At 60.6% G+C, this 24674-nt stretch carries 24 protein-coding genes; 14 read left to right on the top strand and 10 right to left on the bottom strand.

Going from position 1 to position 24674, the window contains the following annotated elements; genetic code table 11:
- Positions 1–317 precede the first annotated feature (317 nt).
- The 10 genes from AWB64_RS26185 to AWB64_RS26230 all read left to right on the top strand — a co-directional run bounded on the left by AWB64_RS26185 (position 318) and on the right by AWB64_RS26230 (position 9065).
- Positions 318–965, top strand: coding sequence for a hypothetical protein (locus tag AWB64_RS26185; RefSeq protein WP_060858329.1), 648 nt, complete (start codon positions 318–320; stop codon positions 963–965).
- The gene (locus tag AWB64_RS26190) at positions 962–1510 is read left to right on the top strand and encodes a TlpA family protein disulfide reductase (RefSeq protein ID WP_060858330.1); all 549 of its coding nucleotides are present in this window, start codon (positions 962–964) and stop codon (positions 1508–1510) included. The genes AWB64_RS26185 and AWB64_RS26190 overlap by 4 nt, the downstream gene beginning before the upstream one ends.
- A 202-nt stretch (positions 1511–1712) precedes the next feature.
- Positions 1713–2165 carry a type II 3-dehydroquinate dehydratase gene (gene aroQ / locus AWB64_RS26195; RefSeq protein WP_060858331.1) on the top strand — a complete coding sequence of 151 codons (453 nt, stop codon included), beginning with the start codon at positions 1713–1715 and terminating at the stop codon, positions 2163–2165.
- Between the two features lie 155 nt (positions 2166–2320).
- Entirely contained in the window at positions 2321–2809 is a 489-nt protein-coding gene (gene accB / locus AWB64_RS26200) for an acetyl-CoA carboxylase biotin carboxyl carrier protein (RefSeq protein ID WP_060858332.1), read from the top strand.
- 172 nt (positions 2810–2981) lie between these two features.
- On the top strand, positions 2982–4361 hold the full coding sequence (gene accC / locus AWB64_RS26205; protein WP_060858333.1) for an acetyl-CoA carboxylase biotin carboxylase subunit: 1380 nt from the start codon (positions 2982–2984) through the stop codon (positions 4359–4361).
- Positions 4362–4378: 17 nt separating this feature from the next.
- Positions 4379–5290 carry a 50S ribosomal protein L11 methyltransferase gene (prmA, locus tag AWB64_RS26210; protein WP_060858334.1) on the top strand — a complete coding sequence of 304 codons (912 nt, stop codon included), beginning with the start codon at positions 4379–4381 and terminating at the stop codon, positions 5288–5290.
- Positions 5291–5335: 45 nt separating this feature from the next.
- Positions 5336–6634: a zinc-ribbon and DUF3426 domain-containing protein gene (locus AWB64_RS26215; protein ID WP_060858335.1), complete on the top strand. Its 1299-nt coding sequence runs from the start codon at positions 5336–5338 to the stop codon at positions 6632–6634.
- A 122-nt stretch (positions 6635–6756) separates the two neighbouring features.
- Positions 6757–7257 carry a thiol peroxidase gene (gene tpx / locus AWB64_RS26220; RefSeq protein ID WP_060858336.1) on the top strand — a complete coding sequence of 167 codons (501 nt, stop codon included), beginning with the start codon at positions 6757–6759 and terminating at the stop codon, positions 7255–7257.
- Positions 7258–7505: 248 nt separating this feature from the next.
- The gene (locus AWB64_RS26225; protein WP_060858337.1) at positions 7506–8441 is read left to right on the top strand and encodes a carbohydrate kinase family protein; all 936 of its coding nucleotides are present in this window, start codon (positions 7506–7508) and stop codon (positions 8439–8441) included.
- Positions 8442–8588: 147 nt separating this feature from the next.
- Entirely contained in the window at positions 8589–9065 is a 477-nt protein-coding gene (locus AWB64_RS26230; RefSeq protein ID WP_060858338.1) for an outer membrane lipoprotein, read from the top strand.
- 212 nt (positions 9066–9277) lie between these two features.
- Here AWB64_RS26230 and AWB64_RS26235 read toward each other — a convergent pair whose 3' ends face one another.
- From AWB64_RS26235 to AWB64_RS26240, 3 genes are all read right to left on the bottom strand, one after another.
- Positions 9278–9976 (bottom strand): histone H1-like repetitive region-containing protein, encoded by a 699-nt coding sequence (locus tag AWB64_RS26235; protein WP_060858339.1) that lies wholly within the window; start codon positions 9974–9976, stop codon positions 9278–9280.
- Positions 9977–10006: 30 nt separating this feature from the next.
- Entirely contained in the window at positions 10007–10321 is a 315-nt protein-coding gene (locus AWB64_RS32400; protein ID WP_075643360.1) for a hypothetical protein, read from the bottom strand.
- 178 nt (positions 10322–10499) lie between these two features.
- Positions 10500–11771, bottom strand: a complete 1272-nt coding sequence (locus AWB64_RS26240) for a ribonucleotide-diphosphate reductase subunit beta (protein ID WP_060858340.1) — start codon at positions 11769–11771, stop codon at positions 10500–10502.
- Positions 11772–12078: 307 nt separating this feature from the next.
- Between AWB64_RS26240 and AWB64_RS31745 the strand changes: the two genes are divergently transcribed.
- Positions 12079–12402, top strand: a complete 324-nt coding sequence (locus tag AWB64_RS31745; RefSeq protein ID WP_157766711.1) for a hypothetical protein — start codon at positions 12079–12081, stop codon at positions 12400–12402.
- Positions 12403–12476: 74 nt separating this feature from the next.
- Here the strand turns inward: AWB64_RS31745 and AWB64_RS26245 are convergent, their stop codons facing one another.
- Entirely contained in the window at positions 12477–12695 is a 219-nt protein-coding gene (locus AWB64_RS26245; RefSeq protein WP_060858398.1) for a DUF3820 family protein, read from the bottom strand.
- A gap of 135 nt (positions 12696–12830) precedes the next feature.
- Here AWB64_RS26245 and AWB64_RS26250 point away from each other — a divergent pair, with 135 nt between their 5' ends.
- Entirely contained in the window at positions 12831–14228 is a 1398-nt protein-coding gene (locus AWB64_RS26250) for an MFS transporter (RefSeq protein WP_060858341.1), read from the top strand.
- A gap of 183 nt (positions 14229–14411) precedes the next feature.
- Here AWB64_RS26250 and AWB64_RS26255 read toward each other — a convergent pair whose 3' ends face one another.
- From AWB64_RS26255 to AWB64_RS26270, 4 genes are all read right to left on the bottom strand, one after another.
- Complete coding sequence (locus tag AWB64_RS26255) at positions 14412–17432, bottom strand: ribonucleoside-diphosphate reductase subunit alpha (protein WP_060858342.1); 3021 nt, start codon at positions 17430–17432, stop codon at positions 14412–14414.
- A 544-nt stretch (positions 17433–17976) separates the two neighbouring features.
- Positions 17977–18561, bottom strand: a complete 585-nt coding sequence (ampD, locus tag AWB64_RS26260) for a 1,6-anhydro-N-acetylmuramyl-L-alanine amidase AmpD (RefSeq protein ID WP_060858343.1) — start codon at positions 18559–18561, stop codon at positions 17977–17979.
- Positions 18558–18854 carry a PP0621 family protein gene (locus AWB64_RS26265; RefSeq protein ID WP_060858344.1) on the bottom strand — a complete coding sequence of 99 codons (297 nt, stop codon included), beginning with the start codon at positions 18852–18854 and terminating at the stop codon, positions 18558–18560. Before AWB64_RS26265 ends, ampD begins: the two co-directional genes overlap by 4 nt.
- A 33-nt stretch (positions 18855–18887) precedes the next feature.
- On the bottom strand, positions 18888–19811 hold the full coding sequence (locus AWB64_RS26270) for a cytochrome C assembly family protein (protein WP_060858345.1): 924 nt from the start codon (positions 19809–19811) through the stop codon (positions 18888–18890).
- A gap of 126 nt (positions 19812–19937) precedes the next feature.
- Between AWB64_RS26270 and ffh the strand changes: the two genes are divergently transcribed.
- Complete coding sequence (gene ffh, locus AWB64_RS26275) at positions 19938–21305, top strand: signal recognition particle protein (protein ID WP_060858346.1); 1368 nt, start codon at positions 19938–19940, stop codon at positions 21303–21305.
- 141 nt (positions 21306–21446) lie between these two features.
- Complete coding sequence (locus tag AWB64_RS26280) at positions 21447–21998, top strand: hypoxanthine-guanine phosphoribosyltransferase (RefSeq protein ID WP_060858347.1); 552 nt, start codon at positions 21447–21449, stop codon at positions 21996–21998.
- A gap of 100 nt (positions 21999–22098) precedes the next feature.
- On the opposite strand, the gene AWB64_RS26285 is transcribed toward AWB64_RS26280, so the two are convergent.
- Together AWB64_RS26285 and AWB64_RS26290 are read right to left on the bottom strand one after the other, a co-directional pair.
- The gene (locus AWB64_RS26285; RefSeq protein WP_060858348.1) at positions 22099–22710 is read right to left on the bottom strand and encodes a MarC family protein; all 612 of its coding nucleotides are present in this window, start codon (positions 22708–22710) and stop codon (positions 22099–22101) included.
- Positions 22711–24459: a proline--tRNA ligase gene (locus AWB64_RS26290; protein ID WP_060858349.1), complete on the bottom strand. Its 1749-nt coding sequence runs from the start codon at positions 24457–24459 to the stop codon at positions 22711–22713.
- Positions 24460–24674: the final 215 nt, after the last annotated feature.

Here is a 24674-nt window from a genome sequence, read left to right on the forward strand (position 1 = left end):
GCGAAGCGTGTGGGTAGGCGTGAACGGAGCGGGAGGGGTTCAACTGTGTGGGGTTATGCGTTGGGCGTTCTTTTGAAGTCCCAAGCAGATGTGCGTGCACGCTTGGGACACTTAAGAATTAGCGGTTGGAAGGCGTTTTCTTTGCTTCGTTTCTTTTTCGCCGTTGGAAAAAGAAATGAAGTCCCGCCACGGACAGTGGCTAACAGTGCTAAAGAGGACCAACAAACAGGGACCGCGCGCAGGCGCAAAAAGCAGGCCCCCCCACCCCACCCTCCGTCCAAAGCGCCAGCGCCGGCCCCTTCCGGTATCATCCCAGAATGATTCGCAAACCTCATTTCGACCCACATCGCGTCCGCGAGGAAATCGCCATTGCGGCGGCGAGAATGATCGCAGAAGATGGCCTCGACTATTCCACCGCCAAGCGCAAGGCTGCTCGCCAGGTAATCGGCGAAACGCGCGTCGCGGGCGAATGGCTCCCTGATAACACGCAGATCGAAGAAGAAATCCGTGAATATCAGGCGATCTTTCAAAGCGAAAGCCAGCCCGCCGTCCTGCGCCGCATGCGCGAAGTCGCCCTCGAATGGATGCATCGCCTGAAATCTTTCAATCCATACGTCACCGGCGCGGTACTGAACGGCACTGCAGGCGAACACTCGGACATCCACCTGCAATGTTTCTGCGATAACCCGAAGGAAGTCGCCATCTATCTGCTGAACGCGAACATTCAATACGATGTCTCCGAGACGCGCCACTTCGCCGGCCGCGGTTATGTGGAAACGCTGAGCTTCCTCACCCGCCCGTCCCGCGACGAAGACCCGATGGGCCTGCACATCGCGCTCTACGATACAAACGACCTGCGCGGCGCCGTACGCGCCGACGGCCGCGGCAAACTCGCCCGCGCAAACGCCGCGGCAGTGCAGGCGCTGCTGGACGAACCCCCTTCCACACCCGCCACATCATTATGAAACCCACGCGCATTGTTGCTGCCCTCATTGTGGCCATCGCGGCGACCGGCGGCGGCTTTTATGCAAGCCGCCTGATCATGGGCGGAAGCCCGAGCGAAGCCGCCATGACGGCGCCCGCGAAAGGCAATGCCGTCGACGAACTCTGGAAACAGCAACTGCAAATGGCCGCCGGCACGCAGCAAAGCCTGGCGTCGTTCAAAGGCAAACCCGTGGTGGTGAATTTCTGGGCGTCATGGTGCGGCCCCTGCGTGAAGGAAATGCCCGATCTCGCGGCGCTGCACCGGGAATACGAAAAGAAAGGCATCACGTTTATCGGGCTCGGCGTGGACTCCGAAAAGAATGTGAACGCATTCCTTCAAAAAGTGCCTGTTGATTACCCTATCTATATTGCCGGCTTCGGCGGCGCAGACCTCGCGCGCAGTTTTGGCAACAATGCGGGTGCGCTTCCGTTCACAGTTGTAATCGATGCGAAAGGCGTGATCCGGTCGACCAAACTCGGCGAAGTCGATCCCAAAGAGCTGAAAGCGACGCTGGACAGCCTGTAAACCGCGCGCTTAATCAGGTACAAATCGAAACGATTCCCGGGAAGATAGAGGCAATTCGGCGCACTTTGCCCGAAAATGTGTGCAAAATGTCCGCATACTCATGCGCCAGCCCTGAGTCGGGTAGCCGTGCGACGTTGTAAAACTAGACAAAATTCTCTAAAGGGCGCTAAAGTGCGCCCAACTCCGCATAAACCAAACCCCTATGTCCCGACTGCTGGTGCTTCACGGCCCGAATCTAAATCTGCTTGGCACCCGCGAGCCGGATGTCTACGGCCGTGTCACGCTCGCGCAGATCGATCAGGCGCTGGCAGAAAAGGCCAAGGAAGCGGGCGCGGAATTGTCGTCGTTCCAGAGCAATCACGAAGGCGCGATAGTCGACCGCATTCAGCAGGCGCGGACCGAACAAGTCGACTTCGTGCTGATCAATCCGGCTGCCTACACCCACACCAGCGTCGCGATTCGCGATGCGCTCGCAGGCGTGGCGCTGCCGTTCGTCGAGATTCATCTGTCAAACGTCCATAAGCGGGAAGCTTTCCGGCATCACTCTTACTTCTCCGATCTGGCCGAGGCTGTGATTTGCGGCCTCGGATGGAAAGGCTATCTGTATGCGCTCGACTTCGCACTCGAGCGCATCGCCTTGAAGACGCGCGCTTGAGCCGCGACCCGCTAGCAGGATCAGAACCGCCCGCACACGGTGACGAGGAGCCAGCATCTGCAACATCAGATGACGCGCCCGTCAGCGGCACCCAAAAACCAAGTCAAGCACCGGAAAACGCTTCCGGTCACCAAGCATTGAAAGGGGAATTTTCGATGGACCTTCGTAAACTCAAAACGCTGATCGACCTCGTCTCGGAATCCGGTATCTCGGAACTCGAAGTGACCGAGGGCGAAGGCAAGGTTCGCATCGTCAAGAATGCCGCGCCGGTCTACATGCAGGCCCCGCAATATATGCCGCAAGGCCAGATGGGCGGCCAGGCGCCGCAATACAGCCAGCCCGACGCAGGCAACGGCGGCGGCGCTGCGGCAGGCGCGCCTGCCACGCCGGCTCCCGTCGTGCAGCAAGGTCACGTGGTCACTTCGCCCATGGTCGGTTCTTTCTACCGCGCGCCATCGCCGGGCGCCGACGCGTTCGTCCAGGTGGGCGACACGGTCAAGGAAGGGCAGACGCTTTGCATCATTGAAGCCATGAAGCTGCTCAATGAAATCGAATCGGACAAGTCGGGCGTGGTCAGGGAAATCCTGGTCGAGAACGGTCAGGCCGTCGAGTACGGTCAGCCGCTATTCGTGATCGGCGACTGATTTTCCATGTCTCACCGGAAGCCGCCGCATATGTCTCGCGCGCCCGGTGAAGCGCAGCGCCCGGGCGCTCGCCACGTCTCTCATACAGACATCAGGCGAGACGCGCCGCCGATCTCCCAGGAGCGCCACGGACGCGAGTCCCGGCGATCCATCGATGAGTCGAAACCTTGCTATGTTTGAAAAAATCCTCATTGCGAACCGTGGCGAAATCGCGCTGCGAATCCAGCGCGCGTGCCGCGAACTCGGCGTCAAGACGGTTATCGTCTATTCGGAAGCCGATAAGGAAGCCAAGTACGTGAAATTGGCCGACGAAGCCGTGTGTATCGGACCGGCTCCGTCCAATCTCAGTTACCTCAACATGCCCGCGCTGATCAGCGCAGCCGAAGTCACCGACGCCGAAGCCATTCATCCCGGCTACGGTTTCCTCTCGGAGAACGCGGATTTCGCGGAGCGCGTGGAACAGTCGGGCTTCACGTTCATTGGACCGCGTCCGGAAACGATCCGCCTGATGGGCGACAAGGTCTCCGCCAAGCAGACCATGATCAAGACCGGCGTGCCGTGCGTGCCGGGTTCGGAAGGCGCATTGCCGGACGATCCGAAGGAAATCGTGAAGATTGCCCGCTCGATCGGTTATCCGGTGATCATCAAGGCGGCGGGCGGCGGCGGCGGGCGCGGCATGCGCGTGGTGCACACGGAAGCGGCGCTGGTGAACGCGGTGAACATGACCCGCGAGGAAGCCGGTCGCGCATTCGGTAACCCGCAGGTCTACATGGAAAAATTCCTGGAGAATCCGCGGCATATCGAAATCCAGATTCTCGCCGATTCGTTCCGTAACGCGATCTGGCTCGGCGAGCGCGATTGTTCCATGCAACGGCGTCATCAGAAGGTGATTGAAGAAGCGCCGGCGCCGGGCATTGCGCGCCGGTTGATCGACCGGATCGGCGATCGCTGCGCCGACGCCTGCAAGAAGATGGGCTATCTCGGCGCGGGCACGTTCGAGTTCCTGTATGAGAACAACGAGTTCTATTTCATCGAAATGAACACGCGCGTGCAGGTCGAGCATCCGGTAACGGAACTGATCACGGGCGTGGATATCGTGCAGGAACAGATTCGCATTGCCGCCGGCGAAAAGCTCGCGTTCCGCCAGAAGGACATTCAGTTTCGCGGCCACGCGATCGAATGCCGGATCAACGCGGAAGATCCGTTCAAGTTCACGCCGTCGCCGGGACGGCTTACGTCGTGGCATGCGCCGGGTGGTCCGGGAATTCGCGTCGACTCGCACGTGTACAACGGCTATTTCGTTCCGCCTAATTATGATTCCATGATCGGCAAGCTGATTTCCTACGGCGCGACGCGCGAGCAGGCGATCAACCGCATGCGCATTGCGTTGTCGGAAATGGTCGTGGAAGGCATCTCGACCAACATCCCGCTGCATCGCGAGATGATGATCGACGCGAAGTTCGTCGAAGGCGGCACGAGCATTCATTACCTCGAAAACAAGCTCGCCGCGCGCAAGGCGGCTGCCGCCGTCGCCGCGGAAGACGCAGCATAAAGTCAAGGCAGCAAGAGATGAGCTACCGGGAATTGATCGCCGAGCTGGACCGGGAACACGCGGAAGCGTTGTCGGATGCGTTGCTGGAACTGGGCGCACTGTCGGTATCGGTGGAAGACGCCGACGCCGATACCCCCGATGAGCAGCCCCTGTTCGGCGAGCCCGGCCTCACGCCGGACCAGAAGGCGTGGAAGCGCTCGCGCGTGGTTGCGCTTCTTGGCAACGGCGCCGACGATACCGACCCCGCCGTGCTGCTCGCGGCCGCCGCCAACGAAATCGGCCTCCCGGTCATTCCGGCGTTCACGTTGCGCGATGTGGAGGATCAGGACTGGGTACGTCTCACGCAATCCCAGTTCGACCCGATTCCCATTGGCAAGCGGATCTGGGTCGTGCCGTCGTGGCATGCCGCGCCCGATCCGGACGCGCTCGTACTCGAACTGGACCCCGGCCTGGCGTTCGGCACGGGAAGCCATCCGACCACGCGGCTTTGCATGGAGTGGATCGAGCAATCGGTTTTCGAAAACCAGTCCGTGCTCGACTATGGTTGCGGTTCCGGCATCCTCGCCATTCTTGCGAGGAAATGCGGCGCAAATCCGGTGATCGGTATAGACATTGACCCGCAAGCCGTCGAATCCGCGCGCCAGAACAGCGAACGCAATCACGCGGAAGTGACCTATGGTCTGCCCGCCGACCTGCCCGAAGGACAGTTCGACATTGTGGTCGCCAACATCCTGTCAAATCCGCTGAAGCTCATGGCTTCCATGCTTTCTTCACGCGTGAAACCGGGCGGACGCATTGCGTTGTCGGGCATTCTTGCGCGTCAGGCCGACGAAGTTGCCGCCGTGTACGCGCGCTGGATCGACATCAGCGTGTGGCGTGAACATGAAGGATGGGTATGTCTTGCCGGTACCCGCCGCGAAAGCCTTTAGAATAGCGCCATCGTCCATCTACCGGCCTCTGGCCTTCGGCTAACCATGGCGCTGGCTACACGCTGTCCCCACTGCGATACGGTTTTCCGCCTTGACCCGCATCTGCTCGCGCCGCACGACGGCCGCGTGCGCTGCGGACATTGCCAGGAAATTTTCGATGCCGCGCATTACCAGTTCGACCGCGACGCAATCGCCGTGACCGCGCGCGCCGCCGCCACGCCGAACTACGGCGCAGACCCGGCGAGTCCATGGGCGGAAAAATCGAGCGCGGAAGTTGCCGGTGGCAGGAATGAGGCGCTCGGCATTCCGCTGCACCCGTTCATTCCCGATACCGCGCTCGCCCCGCAGGCGGACGCTGGAGCGGGCGTCCATCCGAAGCACGTCGTCCCGCAGGAAGAGCCGTTTGCCGGATTGGCGTCGACGCAAGCGCAAACGTCGTCCCGCGCGCGCGAAGCAAGTGACTTCCCCGGCGATGGCGGCGCCGAATCGCCGTGGCACGCGGTCAGCCGTCCGCGAGCGCAAGCCGAAGCAGGCGCCGCGTCGCGCAACGACCCATCCATTGGCCGCGTTGACTCCGAATCGCAAAGGCGCGCCGACCCGTTTATCGGTCGCCCAGAAAACGATGCACGGCAAGAGCCGCGTACCGAACCGTTCGTTGGCCGGACAGCGCCGCGCGCGGAACCGGAAGGGCCGGCGCCACGGCACGCCGAGCCTCCATCTGCAGCCTGGGGCACGGCCGATCGCCGTGCTGATCCCTTCGCCGATACCGATCCCGAACCGCGTTTCGGCCGTCCGGCGTCGGCCGTCCCTCCTCCCGCTGAACCCTTCCCCGTGATCCGCGAAACACGTCCGGCCGCGCGCTCGGGGATGGTGTGGAAAATCATCGGCTCATTGATCGCGCTCGTGCTGCTGGTCGCGCTCGCCGCGCAAGTCGCGTGGTGGCAGCGCGAAACCGTCATGGTGTATTGGCCGGCGTCGCAGCCGGTGTTCGCGCAGGCGTGCGAGCAGATTGGCTGCGTGGTTGCGCCGCCGCGCGATATCGATGGATTGCAGATCGAGAATTCAGGTCTGCGCCAGGTGGATGGATCGCACAAACTCGAACTGAAACTGTCGCTGCGCAATCGCTTCGATCTCGCCATCGCATATCCGGCGCTGGAACTCACGCTGCTCGACGACAAGAACAACGTCGCGATCCGCCGCGTGCTCTGGCCGCAGGACTATGCGCGCCCGGGCACCCAGATTGGCATCGGCCTCGCAGCGCGCAGTACGCAACAGGTCATTGTCCGGCTCGATACCGGCGATGCCGTCGCGGCGAATTATCGTGTGCAGATCTTTTATCCGTGACGCGGCATCGCCCGCGTTCATTTTTCACTCTTATTTAGTCGTTGTCTCCGTGCGCGCCGCCCGACCGTTCAGGCCGGACGACGCGCTCAATCCCTGAGCATCAGACCCATTCTGGAGTAGACATGAGCCAAGTTACCCTCGGCGGCAAGCCGATCGAAGTCGCCGGCACGTTCCCGACCGCCGGCGCAAAAGCAGCCGATTTCACGCTGGTCGGCAAGGATCTCGGCAACCTGACGCTGGCGAGCTTCAGCGGCAAGCGCAAGGTGCTGAACATTGTGCCGAGCCTCGATACCCCCACGTGCGCCACCTCCACGCGCAAATTCAATGTTGCCGCGGCCGGCCTCGACAACACCGTCGTCGTGGTCGTTTCGGGCGACCTGCCATTTGCGGCGACGCGTTTTTGCACGACGGAAGGCATCGAGAACGTGGTGACGGCGTCAACTTTCCGCGGCCATGATTTCGCCAAGGCATACGGCGTCGATGTAACGAGCGGTCCACTGACCGGCCTGACGGCGCGCGCGGTCGTGGTTATCGATGAAAACGACAAGGTGCTTTATTCCGAGCTCGTGCCGGAAATCAAAAACGAGCCGAATTACGATGCGGCGCTCGCAGCGTTGAAGTAAGCAGTAGAAATTGCAGGACGCCGGCGGAACGTGTGCATCGTTCGCCGGCGATGAATAAATCTGCGGCGTGTCCCGTTTACCGGGCAAGCACCCAGTGTTCTATTAGTCAGAAGTCCGCAGCACGTGCATTCGTGGCGTCGAACACTGCGCGACGCGACGAATGCGCAGCGCCATTAACCGGGCATGCACGGTGCTCAGGAAACGCCAACCGCGCGTGCTTTTACCCATCATTTTCAGGGATCTTGCCAGTGTCTACGCTCATCTGCGGCTCGCTCGCCTACGACAACATCATGACGTTCCAGGGCCGCTTCGGCGACCACATCCTGCCGGACCAGGTTCATCAGCTCAATATCAGCTTCCTCGTCCCCACGATGCGGCGCAACTTCGGCGGCTGCGCAGGCAACATTGCCTACGCGCTGCAGTTGCTCGGCGGCGACGCAAAGATCATGGCAACGCTCGGTGAAGCCGACGCGCAGCTTTATCTCGATCGTTTCGATGCACTTGGTTTGTCGCGCGAGTACGTACGCGTCCTGCCCGGCCAGCACTCGGCGCAATGCTTCATCACCACCGACCTGGCGAACAACCAGATCACCGCCTTCCATCCGGGCGCGATGATGGATTCGCATTTGAATCACGCCGGAGAAGCCCGGGGAATCACGCTCGGAATCGTCGCACCCGATGGCGCCGACGGCATGCGCCAGCATGTCGAGGAACTGGCGGCCGCGGGCATTCCGTTCGTGTTCGATCCAGGCCAGGGCCTGCCGATTCTTGAAGGTGTAGAGCTTTGTCGCATGATTGAACTTGCCACTTACGTGGCGGTCAACGATTACGAGGCGAAATTGTTGAGCAACAAGACCGGCTGGTCGATCGATGAAATTCTGAGCCGCGTGGACGCACTGATCATCACACGCGGCGAGCACGGCGCGCAGATTTTGCACGCTAGCGGTATCGAAGAAATTCCGGCGGTGAAGGCGCAAAAAATTGTCGATCCAACCGGTTGCGGCGACGCATTCCGCGGCGGTTTGCTTCACGGCATCGAGAACAAGCTGGGCTGGGCGAAGACCGGACGTCTCGCAAGCCTGATGGGTGCGCTCAAGATCGAACACCAAGGACCGCAAACTTACGCGCCCACGCGCGCTGAGATTGCCGAGCGTTTTCAGTCGGCATTTGGGTCGGCGCTCTGAGATCTTGAAGTTCTTGAAGTAATACGGTTTGGCATCACAGGTAACGAAGGCGAAATGAAGCAGGCCGCACGCTGCTTCAGCAATGACACGATGTAGCCGGCTGCCAGCCGCACGCGGCAGCCGGCGGTAAATGAGTAGGAGCAGGAAATGAACATGACAAGTCGAATGGCGCTGGCAGCAGCGCTGATAAGCACCGTCGCCATGACGGGATGCGCTTATAACAGCAGCTCGCCAGACGTGTACACCGCGTCGCAGGCGCAACGTGAAGAAACCGTCCGCATGGGAACAGTCGACAGCGTACGCGGCGTGAAGATCAGCTCGAACAACGGCCAGCCGAGCGGGCTTGGCGCTATCGGCGGCGGTGCACTCGGTGCGGTAGCCGGCAGTGCGCTCGGTGGCGGACGCGGCTCCATCCTGACGGGTATTGTTGGCGGTATTGCGGGTGCCGTGGCGGGCAATGCGGTTGAAAACGGCGTGGCGTCGCAGAACGGCCTGGAGATCACGGTCCGCCTGGATAACGGCGACATGCGCGCGATCACGCAAACGGCAACGGGCGAAGTATTCCGCGCGGGCGAGCGTGTCCGCTTGTTATCCAGTGGTGGCGTGACGCGTGTGACGCACTGAACTCTGGATGTATCGGCACGATGAAACACATCGTGCCGGCGCTGCAAAAGAAAACGCATGGGTTCCATTCAGGTCCATGCGTTTTTTTCGTCCTCTTGCTGCGCTCATAAAAAACCCGCCGCCGATATGAACCGGCAGCGGGTTTGGACCGCGTAGCATTACACGGCCACGAGACACACCGTGTGTGTCGAGGTACTGCGTTACACCTGCGCTTACGGACGGCTGCCCGTCGGGAACGGCCATGCAGCCGCCGGGTTCAACGCCGTCTTGACCGTTGCAGCCGGAGCCGGCGCTGCGGGGGTCGTTGCCGTCGTTGCCGGTGCTACAGCAGTCGTCTTCTTCGCAGCGGCAGCCTTCTTGGCCGGAGCCTTCTTGGCAACCGGAGCCGGTGCTGCAGCGGGCGCTGCGGCAGAAGCAGGAGCGGCAGCTTTCTTCGCAGGCGCGGCCTTCTTCGCAGCAGGGGCAGCCTTCTTGGCGGGCGCAGCCTTCTTGGCGGCAGCCTTTTTGGCAGGCGCCTTCTTGGCAGCAGCCTTTTTAGCAGGCGCCTTTTTGGCAGCGGCTTTCTTCGCAGGCGCTTTCTTGGCAGGCGCCTTCTTAGCGGCAGCCTTCTTGGCCGGCGCCTTCTTGGCAGCAGCCTTCTTCGCCGGCGCTTTCTTCGCTGCAACCTTCTTCACTGCGACTTTCTTGGCTGCAACTTTCTTCGCAGGCGCCTTCTTGGCGGCAACCTTCTTCGCTGCAACCTTCTTGGCCGCGACCTTCTTCACTGCGACTTTCTTGGCTGCAACTTTCTTCGCGGCTACTTTTTTGGCTGCGGGGGCCTTCTTGGCTGCCGTTGCCTTCTTGGCAGCCGTCTTCTTGACAGCGGGTTTTGCTGCGGCTTTCTTTGCGACGGATTTCTTGGCTAATGCCATCATTTTCTCCTTCAGGTTTCAAGATGAGAGTCAGTTCAAACAACACCCTTCGTCAAAACCCGCTTCCCGCGTGGGCTTCTCACGACGCACGCTGCGAAGCGGATTATTCATCGGCGTACGCTGATGGAGCCTGCTTACGCTAATGAATACGGCAAGGCGCGCGGTGCCATCAGGCACCGCGCGCCAAATTAAGTCAGCACCCTGAAGCGGCGCCGGCAATCGCTTGATCGGGCCGTCGGCACTGCCGACGGCATATTTCGGGGGGAAGTTTGCCCGTCCCACTGAAGGGTCCGCAAAACGCCTGTCATCTATATGGGCTGTCAAGCCACAAGGCGCACTTTGCATCAGGCGACCGTTCTCCTAAACCTGTTGGGCCGGTGCGCGCGCAATCGCGTTTCGCGCGCAAGAACACCGGTTTGCTATTCACCCGTCTACTCGGCGCCGTAATCGGCGCCTGGACTGCATCTCATTCGTCGCGGCAATGCGTCCACTGCCGCAGTCCAGCGATGATTCGCTTTCCCGGTTATTCCCAGGTCAGCGCGCCGCCAGTTTGATACTCGATCACGCGTGTCTCGAAGAAGTTGCGTTCCTTCTTCAAGTCGATCATCTCGCTCATCCACGGGAACGGGTTTTCCTCGTTCGGGAACAGCGTGTCGAGGCCGATCTGCTGGCATCGACGGTTACAGATGAAGCGCAAATAGCTCTTGAACATGGATGCATTCAGACCGAGCACGCCGCGCGGCATCGTGTCTTCCGCGTACCGGTATTCGAGTTCAACGGCCTGCTGGAAAATCTCGCGGATCTCCGCGCGGAATTCCTGCGTCCAAAGTTGCGGCTCTTCAAGCTTGATCTGGTTGATCAGGTCGATGCCGAAATTGCAGTGCATCGACTCGTCGCGCAGGATGTATTGATACTGCTCTGCCGCGCCCGTCATCTTGTTCTGGCGACCCAGCGCCAGAATCTGCGTAAAGCCGACGTAGAAGAAGAGCCCTTCCATCACGCAGGCAAACACGATCAACGACTTCAGCAATTTCTGGTCCGCTTCGAGCGTGCCCGTTTTGAATGCCGGATCAGTCAGCGTGTTGATGAACGGAATCAGGAACTCGTCCTTCGCGCGAATCGAGTCCACCTCGTGATACGCGTTGAAGATTTCGCTCTCGTCCAGACCCAGCGATTCGACAATGTACTGATACGCGTGCGTGTGGATTGCTTCCTCGAACGCCTGGCGCAGCAGGAACTGGCGGCACTCGGGCGCGGTGATGTGGCGATACGTGCCGAGCACGATGTTGTTCGCCGCCAGCGAGTCCGCCGTCACGAAGAAACCGAGGTTGCGCTTCACGATGCGGCGCTCGTCGTCGGACAGACCGTTCGGATCTTTCCACAACGCGATGTCGCGCGACATGTTCACTTCCTGCGGCATCCAGTGGTTTGCACAACCCGCCAGATACTTTTCCCACGCCCACTTGTACTTGAACGGCACCAACTGGTTCACGTCGGTCTTGCCGTTGATGATGCGCTTGTCCGCCACATTCACCCGCGCTTCGCTCGCAGCCGCGATGTCGCCGGCGCTCGGTGCTGCGGGAGCAACGAAGTCGCTCGCAAAAATATTCTGTGCCGCTGACGTTTGATGGGCAGTTTGAAGAACGCCATGACCGGCAGCATGTGCAGCACCCGGAGCCGCCGCACGCGATGCCTGACTGACGCCGGCAACCTGACCTGCCGGGTTGCGCAACGTGTTGTGTTGCGAACCGTTCGAGGGAGTTACGGCCGTGGTCTCGTCATCCCAGTTGAGCATAAATTCTCACCATCAATTTAGATCGGTTTGTACCATCTTTCCATGAGCGATAAAAGAGCTTGCTCATAAAAATCCTGTTTTCATGTTGACGCTGCTACTTGCATACAACACTTTGCATTGAGCTCAATGCCTGAAGCTTAGTGCGATGTCTTGCTGAGCACGTTCAAAGCAGTGCGCTTGCTCTGCAGTTTCGTGCGCTTCAGAGCGTTGCTTCAAAGCGTGAGCACGTCATTGCAAATCACCTTGCGTGTGTCTTTGAAGCGTGACGTCCAGTGACTTTCATTGCGGTGGACTTCGGTCGCCTTCGATGAAATCCTGGGTCGTCTGCGTGCTGAAGCGTGTGAATCAACTACCGGTTCCTGCGATGCGCGATGCATTCAGATCAGTTAAGTCGATCCTCGCAATGCACGCAAGCCAAGCTTTGAAACTGATCGTGTGCGGCGTGTTTCCGGATCATTCGAGCGCGGCTTCAGCGCCTTCGATCTCCGCCTGTTTTGCTGTGGAAACACGGCGCGGTTTGTGTCATGCCGCGCCGTGTTTCCATGATGAAAGTGTAGCACCCGATGCTTTCGTCGCAAAGGATAAAAACACAAAATCTTGGGTGTCAGCCAGTCTTACCGACTACCTATAGTACAAGCGGGACCGATACGCAAGCGGGCATTCGCACCGCTGATTCATGCCGCAAACCCTTCGCCAGCATCACGCTCACTCCCGTTTGTCACGCAGCGGCACAAGCAGTTCGCGCAGGTTGTTGTGATCGATTTCGTGCATCAGCGCGAGCAGCCGGCCAAGCTGGCCTGCAGGAAAACCCTCACGCGAAAACCACGCAAGATAGTGACCCGGCAAGTCGGCAAGCAAGCGGTCCTTGTACTTTCCGTAAGGCATCTTTTGCGTGACGAGACGCTGCAAATCTTCGGGGTCCATCGCCTTGCTCCTTGTGTTTTCACCGCGCTTGGCGGGATCGAGCACCGCAGTTCGCAATGCTGCCGCCATCATATCGATGCATAATCGCACTTCCCGTCCAGGCTTCCCACCGCGAAGAGACCCCTTCCGTTCTCCATGTCGCTAGCCATCAAAGCTTTCGTTGCCCCTCTCATTGTCGCGTGTGCGATGTTCATGGAAAGCGTCGATGCCAATGTCATCGTCACCGCGATCCCCGAAATGGCCAGAGCCTTCGGCCGCGATCCTGTAACGCTAAAGATCGCCGTCACGAGTTACGTGCTCGGGCTCGGCGTGTTCATTCCAATCTGCGGCTGGGTCGCCGACCGCTTCGGCGCACGCACCATCTTCCGTCTCGCCATCGGCATCTTTGTTGCCGGTTCTATCTTGTGCGCGGCGTCGACTTCGCTGATTCCCTTCACGCTCGCGCGCTTCGTGCAAGGCGTCGGCGGCGCGATGATGGTGCCGGTCGGGCGGATCATCATCTTCCGCTCGGTGCGCCGCTCCGAATTCATCCGCGCGATGAACTACCTGTCGGTCCCCGCGATGTTCGGACCCGCCGTCGGTCCGCTGCTCGGCGGTTTCATCACCACGTATCTGCACTGGCGCCTGATTTTCTTTATCAACATCCCGATCGGCATTGCCGGGATCTACCTGACCAACAAATACATCGCGAATGTGCGCGAGGCGCATCCGGGGCCGCTCGACTGGCTGGGCTTCTTTTTATCGGCGATGGGCGGCACGCTTTTCCTGCTCGGGCTTTCGTTGATTGGCGGCGAACTGGTCACGGATCGCGTCGCGGCGGGCATGGCGCTGGGCGGCGTATTTTTCCTCGTGTTGTATTTCCTGCACTCGCGGCGCATCAAGCTGCCGCTGCTCGATCTCAGCTTCCTGCGTGTTCCCACGTTCCAGGCGAGCGTGGCGGGCGGCTCGCTGTTTCGCATCGGCCTTGGCGCAGTGCCTTTCCTGCTGCCGCTCGCAATGCAGGAAGGACTCGGCATGAGCGCGTTCAAGTCCGGCGCGATCACGTGCGCGTCGGCGGTCGGCGGCATGTTCATGCGCTCGCTCGCCTCGCGCGTGCTGCACCGCTTCGGTTTCCGGCAGACGCTGATGGTGAACGCGGCGCTGTCGGGCATTGCGATCGCCGCGTGCGGCATGTTTTATCCCGGCACGCCGACGTGGCTCATCTGGGCGGTCGTGCTGCTTGGCGGATTTTTCCCCGCGCTGCAATTCACGAGCCTCAATTCGCTGACCTACGCCGAGATCGAAAGCCGCGATGTTGGCCGCGCGACGAGTCTCGGCAGTTTTATCCAGCAGGTTTCGCTGGGACTGGGCGTGACGGTTGGCGGGATCGCGCTGCAGATTTCACACGATCTACAGGGCCATCCGCAAATGGTCTGGTCGGATTTCTGGCCAGCGTTTTTGGTCGTCGGGATGTTTTCGTTTCTTTCGATTCCCATTACCGCACGGCTTTCGCGCGATGCCGGGCATGAGATATCGAGAGGCACGCGAGGGTAAGCGGCGCTGCTTTGCGTTTCAAACACCGCAGCTATCCTCGCGCTAAATAAATACAGATGCAAAAAGACAAAAGGAAAAGGCCGGTATCGAATCCGGCCGCCCTTCCTGCTTAAGAAGAACAACCGCTTCGTACCGGCCTTTGGCTCTGGCGGCGAGTAACTTACACCCGCCGCTGGGCTCCTCTTACTGGCAAGCCTCGCATTCGTCGAACCCGGCGTCGCCCGGGCGCATCATGCAAACCGGGCCGTCGGCTTCCTGTTCAGCCGCTGCCACCGCCGGCGCCGCGACCGCTGCTGCATTGAAACCACCCGTCGACGAACCGTGCGAACCCTGCGTGCCGAAGCCGCTGCCGTTCGCGCCGGAATTACCACCGGCACCGCCGGCGCCATTGTCCGAGTTGCCGGAAGGCACCGAGTTCAACTGACCGTGAGCGACCGTCGACTTCTCGACGTGCGTGGCGGCCATTGTGCGGAGGTAGTACGTGGTCTTCAGGCCGCGCAGCCACGCAAGCTTGTACACCTCGTCCAGCTTCTTGCCCGACGCGCCCGCCATGTAGATGTTCAGCGACTGCGCCTGGTCGATCCACTTCTGGCGGCGCGACGCCGCTTCCACCACCCAGGTCGCGTCCAGTTCGAACGCAGTGGCGTAGATCGCCCGCAGATCGGCCGGAACACGGTCGATGCGCGAAAGCGTGCCGTCGAAGTACTTCAGGTCGGAGACCATGACTTCGTCCCACAGCCCGCGTTCCTTCAGATCGCGCACCAGGTACTCGTTCACGACCGTGAATTCACCCGACAGGTTCGACTTCACGTACAGGTTCTGGAACGTCGGTTCAATACAGGCCGACACGCCGATGATGTTCGAGATCGTCGCCGTGGGCGCGATTGCCACGCAATTCGAGTTGCGCATGCCGTACGTTGCAATCCGCGAACGCAGTCCGGTCCAGTCCATGGACGCGCTCTCGTCCACTTCCACGTAGCCGCCGCGCTCGGCCGCCAGCAGCTTCAGCGAATCTTGCGGAAGGATGCCACGATCCCACAACGAGCCGCGATAGCTCGAGTAACGACCGCGTTCTTCGGCCAGTTCCGTCGATGCGTAGTATGCGTAGTAGCAGACCGCTTCCATGGAGGTATCGGCGAATTCGACCGCTTCTTTCGACGCATACGGCGTGCGCAGCAAGTGCAGGCAGTCCTGGAAGCCCATGATGCCCATGCCGACCGGACGATGCTTCAGGTTCGAATTGCGTGCCTTGGCGACGGCGTAGTAATTGATGTCCACGACGTTATCGAGCATGCGCATGGCCACGCTGACGGTGCGCTTCAGCTTTTCGTGATCGAGCGCCAGCGTGCCGTCGGCCTGCTTCTTCATGTGCGCGACGAGGTTCACCGAGCCGAGGTTGCACACGGCGATTTCCGTGTCGCTGGTATTCAGCGTGATTTCCGTGCACAGGTTCGACGAATGCACCACGCCAATATGCTGCTGCGGCGAACGGATGTTGCAAGGATCCTTGAACGTGATCCACGGATGACCCGTCTCGAACAGCATGCCGAGCATCTTGCGCCACAGTTGGGCAGCCGGAACCTTCTTGAACAGTTTCAGTTCGCCGCGCGCCGCTTTTTCTTCATACGCCACGTAGGCTTTTTCGAACGCTGCGCCGAACAGGTCGTGCAGGTCCGGCGTGTTGGCCGGCGAGAACAGCGTCCAGTCGCCGCCTTCGTGAACGCGCTTCATGAACAGGTCGGGAATCCAGTTCGCCGTGTTCATGTCGTGCGTGCGGCGACGGTCATCGCCCGTGTTCTTGCGCAGTTCCAGGAATTCTTCGATATCCAGATGCCACGTTTCCAGGTACGCGCACACCGCGCCCTTGCGCTTGCCGCCCTGGTTCACGGCGACCGCCGTGTCGTTCACCACTTTGAGGAACGGCACCACGCCTTGCGACTTGCCGTTCGTGCCCTTGATATGCGAACCGAGCGCACGCACGCGCGTCCAGTCGTTGCCCAGGCCGCCCGCGAACTTCGAGAGCAGCGCGTTTTCCTTCAGTGCTTCGTAGATACCGTCGAGGTCGTCGGCAACAGTCGTCAGATAGCACGATGACAATTGCGAACGGCGCGTACCGGAGTTGAACAGCGTCGGCGTGGACGACATGAAGTCGAAGCTCGACAACACGTTGTAGAACTCGATAGCGCGCGCCTCGCGGTCGATCTCATTCAGCGCGAGGCCCATCGCCACGCGCATGAAAAACGCCTGCGGCAGTTCGATGCGCTTGTTTTCGTTGTGCAGGAAGTAGCGGTCATACAGCGTCTGCAGGCCCAGATAGCCGAATTGCAGGTCGCGGTTGGCGTCGAGTGCGGCGCCCAGGCGCTTCAGGTCGTACTGCTGGAGCTTTTCGTCGAGCAATTCCGCTTCCACGCCTTGCTTGATGAACAGCGGAAAGTATTCGGCGTAGCGCGTGGCCATCTCGCCTTGCGAGACATCTTCTTCCAGGATTTCGCGGCGGATGGTGTGCAGCAGGATGCGCGCGGTGACCTGGCTGTACGCCGGGTCCTTTTCGATCATGGTGCGCGCGGCGAGAATGGCCGAGTCGTAGACTTGCGCCATCGGCACGCCGTCGTACAGGTTTTTCACTGTTTCTGCGACGATCGGGTCCGCATTCACTTCGCTGCCGAGGTTCACGCATGCTTCGTTGATACGCGCCTTCAATGCGTCGAGGTCCAGCGGATGCGACACGCCGTTGTCGATCACGTTGATGCCGAGCGCGTTCGCACGCGTTTCCGGCGCGTGAGCGCGTTCCTGAGCACGCTTTTCACGATACAGCACGTAGGCGCGCGCCACGTTGTGCTCGCCGCCGCGCATCAACGCGAGTTCGACCTGATCCTGGATATCTTCGATATGGAACGTACCGCCGTTCGGGCGGCTGCGCACCAATGCACGGACCACGCTCTGCGTCAGTTGTTCGACAAGCTCGCGCACTCGCGCCGACCCCGCGCCCTGACCGCCGTTCACGGCAAGAAACGCCTTCGTCACGGCGATGGAAATCTTCGACGGCTCGAACGACACCACGGTCCCGTTACGGCGAATGACCTTGTAGTCGGCCAGCGTGGCGTCCGGCGCGAGCGAACTCGCGCCCGGCTGCTGAGCCTGTGCGCCGGTGGGCCGCTGGTAAGCGCCTTCGTGGGAAATCGTGGCGTTGTCGGTGGTTTGCATGTGCAAATCTCCTGGTGTTCGATGGTGCGGAACGTCCGCGGATTGAAATGCGTGCCGCACGCGCTTGGCGAGTTTCCTGTTGCCGGATACCGCTCTTGCCGACCGCGCACGACGATGAAATTTGAAAATGGTCAGCCGGGAAATTGCCGCTGCGATCCGTTCGATCACGATGGCAACTTCACTCGCTACGCCTATCTGCCCCGGGTGTTTCAACCCGACTCGCCGGCGGATTTCACGCGGCGAATCAGTCGCTTATGCGGCGTTTTGTTCTATGGCCGGACAAGCGTACGGCGCCGGCTCTATGAGCGGGGCGCCGCCTTGATAACACAACATATAGTGCGATTTCCGTCTCTGAGCACCAAGTATAGTGACATTCCGCACAGTCTCAAAAACTTTTATTTGCTGAGGATTTCACTAACCGGGGTTGACTTTTCGAATGCCAAAGTCGGACAAGGGATCGCGAGCAGAAGAGAGGCGAACGCGTTGCAGCGCAAAATTGGAGGACGTGAATGTCAAGCGTCGAATGGCCGCGGACGTGCGCGGCCTACGCTTTGGCGAGATAGGGAAAATACTGAAGCGGAAGTTCACAACCGTTTTGCAGGCGCAACCATTCGAAGTGCGGACCGGGATCGGTCTTGCGGTCCGGAGCGATATCCGAATGGCCGGCCAATGCATCGATCGGATAACGCTGCATGGTCGCGCGAACCACGTCGTTGAGCGACGCATACTGCGCCGCCTCGAACGCGCTCGAGTCGCTGCCTTCCAGTTCGATGCCCACCGAAAAATCATTGCATCGTTCACGGCCGAAAAAGCTCGACAGGCCGGCGTGCCATGCGCGCTCGTTGCACGACACGTATTGCTCGACCGCGCCATCGCGTCGAATCACGAAATGCGACGACACGCGCATGCCGCGCAATCGGTCGTAATAGGGGTGCGCGCTGTGATCGAGACGATTCTGGAAGAACTCGGTGATCGCGCCGCCGCCGAATTCGTCGGGCGGCAGGCTGATGTTGTGAATGACAATCAACGTCGGTTCGATACCACCGGGCCGTGCTTCAAAATTCGGCGACGGCAAGCGATGCGCCGACGAATACCACCCATCGCCGCCGATGGAACCCGCTTCGCTCATCGTGCGTCGCGGCCAGTCGGCCGAGCGGCGTGGCGTTGCGCGTGATCCACGGAACAAAAGCGATGGCCCGCCGCGATGATCGCTTCACTGCTCGGCGTATGCACGCCGCACTCGGCGCAACGCACGAGCGGATCGGGAAGTTGCGGCGCGCCAGAAGCCGCGGGACCGCGGGACGTGCGCGCGGTGCCCGCGCCGGCGTGAGCATTTCCTGCGGCGGCCTGGGCGCGCTTGAGCTTCTTGAAAAGCCACTGGCTCGCGAAGAATACAAAAATCAGCAGAAGGAGTTGGCGCATGATCTTACTAATAGTAGAGGCGAAGTAGACGCGTCAGACGACCGCGCGATGCAGCAGCACTTCGAACACAAAGCGGCTGCCCACATAGGCCAGCAGCAACGCCAGAAACGAAGCGAGCACCCAGCGCAACGCCGCGCGGCCGCGCCAGCCGGACACCCGGCGCGCGGTCAGCAAAGCGCCAAACATCAGCCATGAAAGAATGGCGAACACCGTCTTGTGGTCAAGCTTGAACGCTTTGTCGACGAGTTGTTCGTTGAACGCTACGCCCGAGATCAGCGTGAGCGTCAACAGCACGAACCCCGCCGAAATCAGCCGGAACAATAATTTTTCGAGCGTGAGCAAGGGCGGCAATGTATCGAGCCAGCTCGACACCCAGCTATTCGACGTATGCCGCGTCGCCGTGCCGCGCATGTTCTGCAAACGCCTTTCGACCATCAACATGAGAATGGCGTGAAGCGCCGCAATGGCAAACAACCCGTACGCAATGTTGGCGATCAGGAAGTGCAGCTTGAACATGGGCGCGGCCGAATAGGACAACACGCGCACGCCGCCGAAGATCAGCGGCATCACCGACGCCACGCACGCAAGCGGCAGCACGAGCAGCCGCAATCCATCGAGCGGGAAGAAGAAACTTTCGATCCAGTAAATGCCCGCACCGAGCCAGAACATGGCGGAAAGCGCGAACGCAAAGCCGAACACCATGGCGTTCTGCGGAAAGATGGTGGTGTGCAGCAAGACGCCGTGCAGGAGCAACGCAACGCCGAGCAGCACGCGCCCCATGGAACTCATGCCCGACGCCTTCGATGCCCGCCCGCTTTCCATGCCTGCGGCAAGATGAGCGCCCGCGGGCACGCCCACAAACGCCGGTTCGACGGCCGTGTGGCGATGCGCGCGCCAACCCGCTACGGCAAGTCCGCCGTAGAGAAGCGCAGTGAGGGCATACAGTACAATATCCATGTTTGAAGTTTACACCAGGCCCTGAAGCCGCGACGTCTTCCCCCTCCTGCCAGTAAGTCGCAGCAAGGGCAGTCAGGACGCCGCTACCGTTTACCTATATTCACCGGCCGCACTTTCACACGCCCCATGCTCGACACACTCACTACACGGATGGCGCGCGTCGTCAAGACGCTGCGCGGCGAAGCCCGGCTCACCGAGGCTAACACGCAGGAAATGCTGCGCGAAGTGCGCCTGGCGCTGCTCGAGGCCGACGTCGCGCTGCCGGTCGTGCGCGAATTCATCGCCAAGGTGAAGGAAAAGGCGCTTGGCGAAGAGGTGATTTCCAGCCTGTCGCCAGGCCAGGCGCTGGTCGGCGTGGTGCAGCGCGAACTGACGGCGATCATCGGCGGGGATTACGAGGGCAAGGCGGTCGAGCTGAATCTCGCCGTCACGCCACCCGCAATCATACTCATGGCCGGCCTGCAAGGTGCGGGCAAGACCACGACCACCGGCAAGCTCGCCAAGCTGCTGCGCGAAAAGCACAAGAAAAAAGTGCTGACCGTATCTGTCGACGTGTATCGGCCGGCCGCAATCGCGCAGTTGAAAACGGTGACGGAACAAGTCGGCGCGGATTTTTTTCCGTCGGAGCCTGACCAGAAGCCGGCTGACATCGCGCGGGCGGCGGTGGACTGGGCAAAACGCCATTTCCACGATGTGCTGATCGTCGATACGGCCGGCCGGCTCGGTATCGACGAAGCGATGATGAAGGAAATCGCCGAGCTTCACGGCCTTCTGAAGCCGTCTGAAACCCTCTTCGTGGTCGACGCCATGCTGGGGCAGGACGCCGTGAACACGGCCAAGGCGTTCAGCGACGCCCTGCCGCTCACCGGCGTGGTCCTCACCAAGCTCGACGGCGACTCGCGCGGCGGCGCGGCGCTTTCAGTGCGCCACGTGACCGGCAAGCCGATCAAGTTCGTGGGCGTGGCCGAAAAGCTGGACGGCCTGGAAGTGTTCCACCCGGATCGCATGGCGAACCGGATTCTCGGCATGGGCGACATTCTGGCGCTCGTCGAGGAAGCGCAAAAAGGCGTAGACAGCGCAGCCGCGCAAAAACTCGCTGACAAGGTCAAGAAAGGCGGCGATTTCGACCTGAACGACTTCCGCGCGCAACTCGCGCAGATGAAGAACATGGGCGGACTGTCGTCGCTTATGGACAAGCTGCCAGCCCAGTTCCAGCAGGCCGCGGCGGGCGCGAACATGGGTATCGCGGAAAAGCAGATGCGCCGCATGGAAGGGATCATCAATTCCATGACGCTCGCGGAGCGCGCCAAGCCCGATCTCATCAAGGCGCAGCGCAAGCGCCGCATTGCCGCGGGCGCCGGCGTGCAGGTGCAGGAAGTCAACCGCATGCTGAATCAATACGAGCAAATGCGCGGCATGATGAAAAAGCTCAAGGGCGGCAATCTGCAGAAAATGATGCGCGGCATGAAAGGCATGATGCCGGGCATGCGCTGAGTTTTTGTCCTTTTTTGTGCCCCTGGCAGCTTTGATTCGACTGGCCCGGGTTTCATCGAGGAACGCGGGTTTATCATGTCGTGGCGCGCACGTTGGCGCCCGTCTCCTCTACTTTAGCTTTACGCCCTCGCCGCCTGCCCTATGAATCGCGAAGAAGCATTCCATATTTTCAGCCACTCCGAAGAGATCGTTTCGGCGCAAGACGTGACTGCGTCCATCGTCAACATGGCGACCGCCATTGGCGCGAGCGTCGGCGAGGAGTTCCCGCTCGTGCTGTCCGTCATGGGCGGCGCTGCGGTGTTCACCGGCATGTTGCTGCCGCACCTCGATTTCCCGCTCGAGTTCGACTACATCCATTTGACCCGCTATCGCAACACGACCAAGGGCGGCGACAAGATGGAATGGCGCGTGGCGCCGGCGGAGTCGGTGAAGGATCGCGTGGTGCTCGTGCTCGACGATATTTTGGATGAAGGCGAAACCATGGCCGCCATCCGCGATCGGATCATGGCAATGGGCGCAAAGAAATTCCTCTCGGCGGTGCTTTGCGAGAAGCTCATCAGTAAAGCGAAGCCGCTGCGTCCGGACTTTTGCGGCTTCGAAGTACCGGACCGCTATGTATTCGGCTGCGGCATGGACGCTAAGGGATATTGGCGCAACCTGCCGACTATCCGGGCGCTGACTGAAGGCGCTTGATCCGTCGAATCGCTGTAGCAGCGAAATATGAAAGAAGGCCGTTTCAACTCATGTTGAAACGGCCTTCTGTTTTATGGACACCACTGTTGCACGTGGAGCGTCAGTTGCTCGCCGCCAGTTGATGCACGAAGGTGCGAATCCCGGTCAGGATCATTTCCACCGATATTGCAACCAGCACCAGCCCCATCAGCCGCTCGAACGCAGTCACCGCGCGCTCGCCCAGCCAATGCTGGATCTTCTCGGCCATCACCAGCACGACTGCGCAGACGAGCATGGTCACGGTCAGCGCGCCGACCCATTCCCACATCTGCCCTGGCGCCTGCGATGTCAGCAGCATCACCGTTGCCAGCGCAGACGGACCGGCGAGCGCGGGAATGGCAAGCGGCACGATCAGCGGTTCGCCGCCGCGCGAATCGCCGCCCATGGGGCCATCGGGATGCGGAAAGATCATCCGCAGCGCAATCAGGAACAACACAATCCCGCCGCCCAGTCTCAACGACAAATCCGTCAGGCTCATCGCGCGAAGAAAGCGGTCGCCAACAAGCATGAACAGCAGCAGGATCCCGAACGCGATCGCTACTTCGCGCAAAATCACGATCCGCCGGCGCTCCTTCGCCACACCCCGCAACGCGTTGATGAAGATCGGGATATTGCCGAGCGGATCGGTGATCAGGATCAGCAATACCGTCGCCGAGAGGAAGTTGTACTGCACTTACCGCGTCACTCCGCTCGCGAGCGCGGCGCGCACCTTTTCGATCACCACGTTGGCGGCGTCTTCCACCGGCAGCAGGGTCGCTTCGGTGTCGCGTCGCGCCTGATATTCGAGCTTGCCTTCCTTGAGCCCGCGATCGCCGATCACCAGCCGATGCGGCACGCCGATCAGCTCCCAATCCGCGAACATCACGCCCGGACGCTCGCCGCGATCGTCCAGAATCACGTCGATACCCGCAGCCTGCAGCGCCGCGTAAAGCTTATCGGCCTGCTCGCGCACGGCGTCGCTGCGGTCATAACCCATCGGGCACAGCACGACTTCGAACGGTGCAATCGATTCCGGCCAGATGATGCCCTTCGCATCGAAATTCTGTTCAATCGCAGCGCCCAAAACCCGCGTGATACCGATGCCGTAGCAACCCATCAGCATGGGCGCGGGCTTGCCGTTTTCATCGAGGAACGTGGCGTTCATGGCGTCCGAATACTTCGTGCCAAGCTGGAACACGTGGCCCACTTCAATGCCGCGGCAAATTTCGAGCGGACCTTTGCCGTCCGGCGACGGGTCGCCTGCCAGCACGTTGCGGATGTCCGCCACGATCGGTTCCGGCAGATCGCGGCCCCAGTTCACGCCGGTGATGTGATAGTCCACCTCGTTCGCGCCGACCACGAAATCGCTCATGTTCGCGACCGTGCTGTCCGCGATCACCTTGATCGGCTTTTTCGTGTTGATCGGGCCAAGATAGCCGGGCGGCGTGCCGAAGGTATCGACAATCTCGGCTTCCGTTGCGAACCGATAACCCGACAAACCCGGCAACTTGCCCGTCTTGACGTCGTTGAGCGAGTGATCGCCGCGCAGCATCAGCAACCAGATGGTCGGCTCGGCGCCTTCGTTTTCGGTCGCGAGAATGATCGACTTGATGGTCCGTTGCAGCGGAATGTTCAGCAGCTCGGCCACGGCTTCGCACTTCGCCTTGCCCGGCGTTGCCGTCTTTTTCATCTCTTCGGCCGGGGCTGCGCGCGTGGCGTTCAGCGGCAAAGCCTCGGCGGCTTCGACGTTCGCCGCGTAGTCCGATGCCGGACAATACGCGATTGCATCTTCACCCGTTTCCGCGATCACGTGAAACTCATGCGAACCGCTGCCGCCAATAGAACCGTTATCCGCGGCAACCGCACGGAATTCCAGGCCAATGCGCGAAAACACGCGCACGTAGGCATCGAACATCTTCTTGTATGATTCGGCCAGACTCGCCTGATCGCGGTCGAATGAATACGCGTCCTTCATGATGAATTCGCGTCCGCGCATCACGCCGAAACGCGGGCGGATTTCATCGCGGAACTTCGTCTGGACCTGATAGAAGTTCACCGGCAACTGCCTGTAGCTCTTGATCTCGCGACGCGCAATGTCCGTCACCACTTCCTCGTGCGTGGGACCGACCACGAAGTCGCGCTCGTGACGATCCTTGATACGCAGCAATTCCGGCCCGTATTGCACCCAGCGTCCCGATTCCTGCCAGAGTTCGGCCGGTTGCACCGCCGGCATCAGCAACTCGAGCGCGCCGGCCCGGTTCATTTCTTCGCGCACGATGGTTTCCACCTTGCGGATGGAACGCAGGCCGATTGGCAGATAGCTGTAAATACCGCCCGCAACGCGGCGAATCATGCCTGCACGCACCATGAGCTGATGGCTGACGATTTCAGCGTCGGTCGGCGCTTCCTTCAGGGTGGCGATAAAGAAACGGGATGCTTTCATTCAAAAATTTTCCAAAGCGGGAGCGCGTCAGCCTGAATGGGCGTTGCGGCCCGGTCCGGCTGACGTGCGGAACAAGTGAACGACGGGATAGCGATGCGAGGCGCTGACAAGCACCGCCCGCCTCAACGCCCACGCGAAACGAACGCCCGAATTCGGGTTCGTGCCGGTGCGCCAGGCCCGTTATCTGTTTATAATCAAAGCAATTTTAAAGGATT

Origin of the sequence: Caballeronia sordidicola (assembly GCF_001544455.2) — a bacterium.
Taxonomy (GTDB): Bacteria; Pseudomonadota; Gammaproteobacteria; order Burkholderiales; family Burkholderiaceae; genus Caballeronia; species Caballeronia sordidicola.